General features: G+C 73.4%; 6 protein-coding genes. 3 read left to right on the top strand and 3 right to left on the bottom strand.

The window, feature by feature from the left end:
• A partial coding sequence (locus GTW08_RS32370) for a thiamine pyrophosphate-binding protein (RefSeq protein ID WP_346009998.1) occupies positions 1-444 on the bottom strand: 444 nt, incomplete at its 3' end.
• A 332-nt stretch (positions 445-776) separates the two neighbouring features.
• On the opposite strand from GTW08_RS32370, the gene GTW08_RS30610 reads away from it, so the two are divergent.
• From GTW08_RS30610 to GTW08_RS30600, 3 genes are all read left to right on the top strand, one after another.
• Positions 777-2,054, top strand: coding sequence for an MFS transporter (locus tag GTW08_RS30610; RefSeq protein WP_167379090.1), 1,278 nt, complete (start codon positions 777-779; stop codon positions 2,052-2,054).
• A gap of 101 nt (positions 2,055-2,155) precedes the next feature.
• Complete coding sequence (locus GTW08_RS30605) at positions 2,156-2,890, top strand: dienelactone hydrolase family protein (protein WP_073576548.1); 735 nt, start codon at positions 2,156-2,158, stop codon at positions 2,888-2,890.
• Positions 2,891-2,910: 20 nt separating this feature from the next.
• The gene (locus GTW08_RS30600; protein WP_062398000.1) at positions 2,911-4,557 is read left to right on the top strand and encodes an ABC-F family ATP-binding cassette domain-containing protein; all 1,647 of its coding nucleotides are present in this window, start codon (positions 2,911-2,913) and stop codon (positions 4,555-4,557) included.
• A 54-nt stretch (positions 4,558-4,611) separates the two neighbouring features.
• Here the strand turns inward: GTW08_RS30600 and GTW08_RS30595 are convergent, their stop codons facing one another.
• Together GTW08_RS30595 and GTW08_RS30590 are read right to left on the bottom strand one after the other, a co-directional pair.
• Positions 4,612-4,929 (bottom strand): adhesin, encoded by a 318-nt coding sequence (locus GTW08_RS30595; RefSeq protein WP_073576881.1) that lies wholly within the window; start codon positions 4,927-4,929, stop codon positions 4,612-4,614.
• A gap of 187 nt (positions 4,930-5,116) precedes the next feature.
• Positions 5,117-5,941, bottom strand: coding sequence for an aldo/keto reductase (locus GTW08_RS30590; RefSeq protein WP_073576549.1), 825 nt, complete (start codon positions 5,939-5,941; stop codon positions 5,117-5,119).
• Between the last annotated feature and the right edge of the window lie 208 nt (positions 5,942-6,149).

Raw genomic sequence — 6,149 nt, 5'->3', positions numbered from 1 at the left:
CCGCGCCTCCGGCTCGGTGGTGCCCACGGGCACCGGCAGCGCGCCCGCCCAGCGCACGGCGCCGCCGTACAGACCGGCCTGGTCGACGGTCTGGCTGGCGCCGGTGCCGACCAGCTCCGGCGGCCGGTCCGCGGTCAGGACCAGCAGCGGGACCCCCGAGTGCGACGCCTCCAGCACCGCGGGGTGCAGGTTCGCCGCGGCCGTCCCGGACGTGACGACGACCGGGACCGGGCGCCCCGACGCCAGCGACAGGCCGAGCGCGAGGAAGCCCGCGGCACGTTCGTCGATGCGCACGTGCAGCCGGACCGTGCCCCGCTCGTCGGCCCGGGCCAGCGCGAACGCGGGTGGCGCGTTGCGGGAGCCGGGGCACAGGACCGCGTCGGTGACACCGGCCCGCGCCAGCTCGTCGACGAGTACGCGCGCCTGCGCGGTCGAGCCGTTCACCCCATCACCCCTCACGACGACGGTACCGGCGTACTGCCCGCGATCCCCGCCCGGTCGAAGTCCTCCGGCAGGGGCAGCAGGTCCGCCATGTGGCCCAGTCTGCCGCGCAGTCGCGACCGGGTGTGGCCGGGGCACGTCACGGTCGGGGTACCGATGTGGCCGGAACCGGTGAAAACGGCGCACCACGGCCCTACCGTGACGCCACCGCAGATGTCCGTCGACGGGGAGGGACCGTGTCCGACACGCACGCCGGCGCCACCGCGCCGGGATCACCGACGCCACCGGCGTCCGACCAGCCGCGCACGCCGATCGCGAAGGTCGTCGCGGGGAGCATGCTGGGCACGACCGTCGAGTGGTACGACTACTTCCTCTACGGCGTCGCCGCCGCCCTGGTGTTCCCGGCGGTGTTCTTCCCCGAGTCCGACGGCGCGACCGGGACCCTGCTCTCGCTCGGCACGTTCGCGGTCGGGTTCATCGCGCGCCCGGTGGGCGGCCTGGTCTTCGGCCACTACGGCGACAAGATCGGCCGCAAGAAGCTGCTGGTCCTGTCGCTGATGATGATGGGCGCCTCGACGTTCGCGATCGGCCTGCTGCCGGCCTACGCCACGATCGGGATCGCCGCGCCGCTGCTGCTCGTCGTGCTGCGGCTGGTCCAGGGCTTCGCGCTGGGCGGTGAGTGGGGCGGCGCGGTCCTCATCGTGTCCGAGCACGGGAAGCCCGAGCACCGTGGGTTCTGGGCGAGCTGGCCGCAGGCCGGTGCCCCGGCCGGGCAGCTGCTGGCCAACGGCCTGCTCGCGATCATGGCGCTGGTGCAGTCCGAGGAGGCGTTCCTGGCCTGGGGCTGGCGGATCCCGTTCCTGCTGTCCGCGGTGCTGGTCCTGATCGGCCTCTACGTCCGCCTCGCCGTCGAGGAGTCGCCGGTCTTCCGGGAGGCGCAGGCCAGGGCCGCCGCGCGGGCCGCGGCCGGCGAGAAGGACACCATGCCGATCCTGGACGTCCTGCGGCTCTACCCACGCGAGGTCCTCACCGCGATGGGCGCCCGGTTCGCGGAGAACGTCTCGTACTACATCTTCACGATCGTCATCTCGACGTACGTGAAGGAGCAGTTCGGGCTGCCGTCGTCGTTCGTGCTGGGCGCGGTGCTGATCGGTGCCGCGGTGCACCTGGTGACCACCCCGATGTGGGGTGCGGTCTCCGACCGGGTCGGCCGCAAGCCGGTCTACCTGTTCGGCGCCGCCGGCGTCGGCATCTGGGCGTTCGTGTTCTTCCTCCTGGTGGACACGCAGAGCTTCGCCCTCACCGCCGTCGCGGTGACGGTCGGGCTGGTGCTGCACGGCGCGATGTACGGCCCGCAGGCGGCGTTCCTGTCCGAGCTGTTCGGTACCAGGGTGCGCTACTCGGGCATCTCGATCGGCTACCAGCTGGCGTCGGTGTTCGCGGGCGGCCTGGCCCCGCTGATCGCGGCGTCGCTGCTGGTCGCGACGGGTACCGGCTACTCGATCGCGGTGTACATCGCGGTCGCGTCGGTGGTCACGATCATCGCCGTGGCGAGCTACTCGGAGACCCGCACCCGGCGCCTCGACGACGACGGCGCGCTGACCAGGACCTGATCCGGTACGTACCACCCGAACCGCGCCGGCGGTCCGGCGGAACGCCTCCCGGGGGCGTAGAACGGGTGCGACCCGTCGATCACCCCCGGGAGGCCGGACCCGTGCCGCGCACCGACTTCACGATCAGCACCCCCGACGGCGACGCCGCCGCCACCCTGCACACCCCGGACGGCGACGGCCCGTGGCCGGGTGTGCTCCTCTACCCCGACGCCGGCGGTGTCCGGACGGCCATCCACGACATGGCCGCGCACCTGGCGTCGCTCGGCTACGCGGTGCTGCTGCCCGACGTCTACCACCGGCACGGCGACTGGTCCCCGTTCGACTTCGCCACCGTGTTCTCCGACCGGCCCGAGCGGGCCCGGCTGATGGGGATGGTGGGCTCGCTGACGCCCGAGTTCGTCGCCGTCGACGCCGAGGCGTGGGTGACCGCACTGCTGGAACGGCCCGAGGTCGGCGGCAGCACGGTCGGCACCACCGGCTACTGCATGGGCGGGGTGATGAGCCTGCGCACCGCCGCGACGCAGCCGGAGCGGGTCGCGGCCGCGGCGTCGTTCCACGGGGGCAACCTCGCCACCGACGACCCGGCCAGCGTGCACCGGCTCGCCGACCGCATCCGGGCCGAGGTGTACGTGGCCGGTGCCACCGACGACGACTCCTTCCCCGACGAGCAGAAGCAGCGCCTCGGCGACGCGCTGTCCGCGGCCGGGGTGTCGGCGACCCTGGAGACCTACCCGGCGGCGCACGGTTTCGCGGTGCCGGACGCCCCCACCCACGACGACGACGCCGAGCAGCGGCACTGGGACGCCCTGCACCGGCTCTTCGGGGCGAACCTGTAGGGGTAGCGTCTGCGCTCGAGATGAGCGCGACCCTTCACGTGACGGGCCTGGCCGCCGGCCACGGCGACCGACCCCTGTTCTCCGGGCTGGACCTCGTCGTCGCGCCCGGCGACGTCATCGGGCTGGTCGGTGCCAACGGCGCCGGCAAGTCCACCCTGCTGACGGTGCTGGCCGGCTCGCGGCCCCCGGACGACGGGTCGCTGACCCTCGCCCCGCCCGACGCGACCGTCGGGCACCTGCCGCAGGAGCCCGACCGGCGTCCCGGGGAGACGGTCGCCGGGTTCCTGGCGCGCCGGACCGGCGTCGCCGACGCGCAGGCGACGATGGACGCCGAGGCGGAGGGGCTCGCGTCGGGCACCCCGGGCGCTGACGACCGCTACGCCGCCGCGCTCGACCGCTGGCTGGCCCTCGGCGGCGCCGACCTCGACGAGCGCTCCGGCGAGGTGCTGCGCGAGGTCGGGCTGGCGGTCGGCCCGGACGCCCCGATGACCGGGCTGTCCGGCGGGCAGGCAGCCCGGGCCAACCTCGCGGCGCTGCTGCTGTCCCGCTACGACCTGCTGCTGCTCGACGAGCCCACCAACGACCTCGACCTCGACGGCCTGGAGCGGCTGGAGCGGTTCGTGGGCGGCCTCGCCCGGCAGGGCACGCCGACGGTGCTGGTCAGCCACGACCGGGAGTTCCTCGCACGCACGGTGAACCGGATCGTCGAGCTGGACCTGGTCCAGCAGCGGATCGACGTATACGACGGCGGCTACGAGTCCTACCTCGCCGAGCGCGAGGTCGCCCGCCGGCACGCCCGCGAGGACTACGAGGAGTACGCCGACAAGCTGGGTGGCCTCAAGCAGCGCGCCGTCATGCAGCGCAACTGGATGGCCCAGGGCGTGCGCAACGCCCGGCGCAAGACGAAGGACCCGGACAAGAACGTCCGCGCGCAGCGCCAGGAGTCCAGCGAGAAGCAGGCCGCGAAGGCCCGGCAGACCGAGCGGGCGATCGAGCGGCTGGAGGTCGTGGAGGAGCCCCGCAAGGAGTGGGAGCTGCGGATGGAGATCGCCTCCGCACCCCGGTCCGGGTCGGTCGTCGCGCGGGCCGACGCCGCCGCCGTGCGGCGCGGGGACTTCGCGTTCGGCCCGGCCACGGTGCAGGTGGGCTGGGCGGACCGGGTCGTCGTCACCGGCGCGAACGGGGCGGGCAAGTCGACGCTGCTCGGGCTGCTGCTCGGCCGGATCGCCCCGGACTCGGGCTCGGCGGGGCTCGGGTCGGGGGTCCTGGTCGGCGAGATCGACCAGGCCCGCGGCGCCTTCCTCGGGGACGCGACGCTGTTGCGCGCGTTCGGCGAGCAGGTGCCGGACTGGCCCGAGTCCGAGGTGCGGACGCTGCTCGCGAAGTTCTCCCTCGGCGCGGACCAGGTGCTGCGGACGGCGTCGTCGCTCTCGCCGGGCGAGCGGACCCGCGCCGCGCTGGCGCTGCTGCAGGCGCGCGGGGTGAACCTGCTGGTGCTCGACGAGCCGACCAACCACCTCGACCTGCCCGCCATCGAGCAGCTGGAGCAGGCGGTCGAGGACTTCGACGGGACCGTCCTGCTGGTGACCCACGACCGGCGGATGCTCGACACGGTGCGCGCCACCCGCCGCTGGGACGTCCGCGACGGGACCGTCACCGAGCTCTGAGACGGCCGTGGCCCCACCGGGTGTCCGGCGGGGCCACGCAGTGCGTCGGGTGGGTCAGGCCTGGACGGTGTCCGGGGCCTCGGGCTGCTCGACGATCGCGAAGCGCAGCTCCTGCTCGCCCTGCTCGGTCGCCACGGGCTGGACGTCGAGGACCTTGTCGTCCAGGAGCTCCGCCGCGGCCGGCTCGAGGAAGACGGTGATGCCCTCCCCGCGCAGCACGGTGTCCTGCGCGTCGGCCTCCTGCGCGAGGGCCAGTTCGAGGCCCTGCGCCGGGTCGGTCGCGGAGATGCGCAGGCCGCCGTCGTCGGGCAGCTCCGCGTCGGTGCTCAGGGTCTTGATCGCCTCGGCGGCGTTCTCGGTGATCGCCAACATCGTCCCCACCGTACGGACGCACGCGCGGACGTCCACCGCGCCGGCCCGTCCGCGTCCCCTGTCGGGTGATCCGTGGCGCTGTGCCCTCCGCACATGCCGCACGGTGACACCCGTCACTCCCACCGACGACGACGGCCCGGCGCCCCTCACGGAAAGGGGTGCCGGGCCGTGGCGCGCGGGATGCGGATCAGCCGAAGTCGTCGGGGTCCGGGCCGATGCGCTCGCCGGTGTGGAGCTTCTCGACGGCGGCGATGTCGTCCTCGCTCAGGGCGAAGTCGAAGATCTCGGAGTTCTCCTTGATCCGCTCCGGGTTGTTCGACTTGGGGAACACGATGTTCCCGAGCTGGATGTGCCAGCGGAGCACGACCTGCGCGGCGGACTTTCCGACCCGCTCGGCGATCTCCTTCAACTCGGGCGCGTCGAGCAGGCCCTTGCCCTGGCCGATCGGGCTCCACGCCTCCAGCGCGATGTCGTGCTGCTGGAGGTACTCGCGGAGCTCGCGCTGCACCAGGTGCGGGTGGAACTCGATCTGGTTGATCGCGGGGACCGTGGAGGTCTCCGCCGCCAGCCGGTCGAGGTGGCCGGGCTGGAAGTTCGACACGCCGATCGACAGCGCCTTGCCCGCCTTCTGCGCGTCCTCGAGGCCCTGCCAGGTCTCGACGTAGCGGTTCTCCTTCGGCCGCGGCCAGTGGATCAGGTACAGGTCCACGTGGTCGAGGCCCAGCTTGGTGAGGCTCTCGTCGAGCTTGCTCACCGCCGACTCCCGGCCGTGCCCGTCGTTGTTGAGCTTGGTGGTGATCCACAGCTCGTCGCGCGGGATGCCGGAGTCGGCGATGGCCTTGCCGACGCCCTCCTCGTTGCCGTACATCTGCGCGGTGTCGATGTGGCGGTAACCGACATCGAGGGCCGCCCTGACCTTCTCCGCGGTGTCACCGGGCTCGATCTGGAAGACGCCGAAGCCGAGCTGGGGGATCTCGCGGCCGTCGTTCAGCTTGATCGTGGGAACAGTCATGGCCCTCGGCTACCCGGGCCGTTGCGCGCTCATGCGACCCCGTGGGATCGGTCTCCGGCGGGAATACAGGCCGAGCTCAGCCCCAGACCCGTGCGACCTCGGCGGCGACGATCGCCGCCTGCGCGCGGCCGGCCCGCACCGACGCGGGGCGCCGCGCCGGGTCGAGCATGTTGCGCCCGAACGCCCGGCGCGACCGCCGGTCCGGCTC

The sequence above is a fragment of the Pseudonocardia sp. SID8383 genome (assembly GCF_009864975.1).
Lineage (GTDB): Bacteria > Actinomycetota > Actinomycetes > Mycobacteriales > Pseudonocardiaceae > Pseudonocardia > Pseudonocardia alni.
Note: the sequence above shows the minus strand (reverse complement) of the source record. Positions and strands in the feature narration are given on the sequence as shown.

Excerpts from the sequence above, each read along its gene's own strand:
- GTW08_RS30610 (WP_167379090.1), top strand. The coding sequence starts at position 777 with ATGCTGGGCACGACCGTCGAGTGGTACGACTACTTCCTCTACGGCGTC.
- GTW08_RS30600 (WP_062398000.1), top strand. The coding sequence starts at position 2,911 with ATGAGCGCGACCCTTCACGTGACGGGCCTGGCCGCCGGCCACGGCGAC.
- GTW08_RS30595 (WP_073576881.1), bottom strand. The coding sequence starts at position 4,929 with ATGTTGGCGATCACCGAGAACGCCGCCGAGGCGATCAAGACCCTGAGC.
- GTW08_RS30590 (WP_073576549.1), bottom strand. The coding sequence starts at position 5,941 with ATGACTGTTCCCACGATCAAGCTGAACGACGGCCGCGAGATCCCCCAG.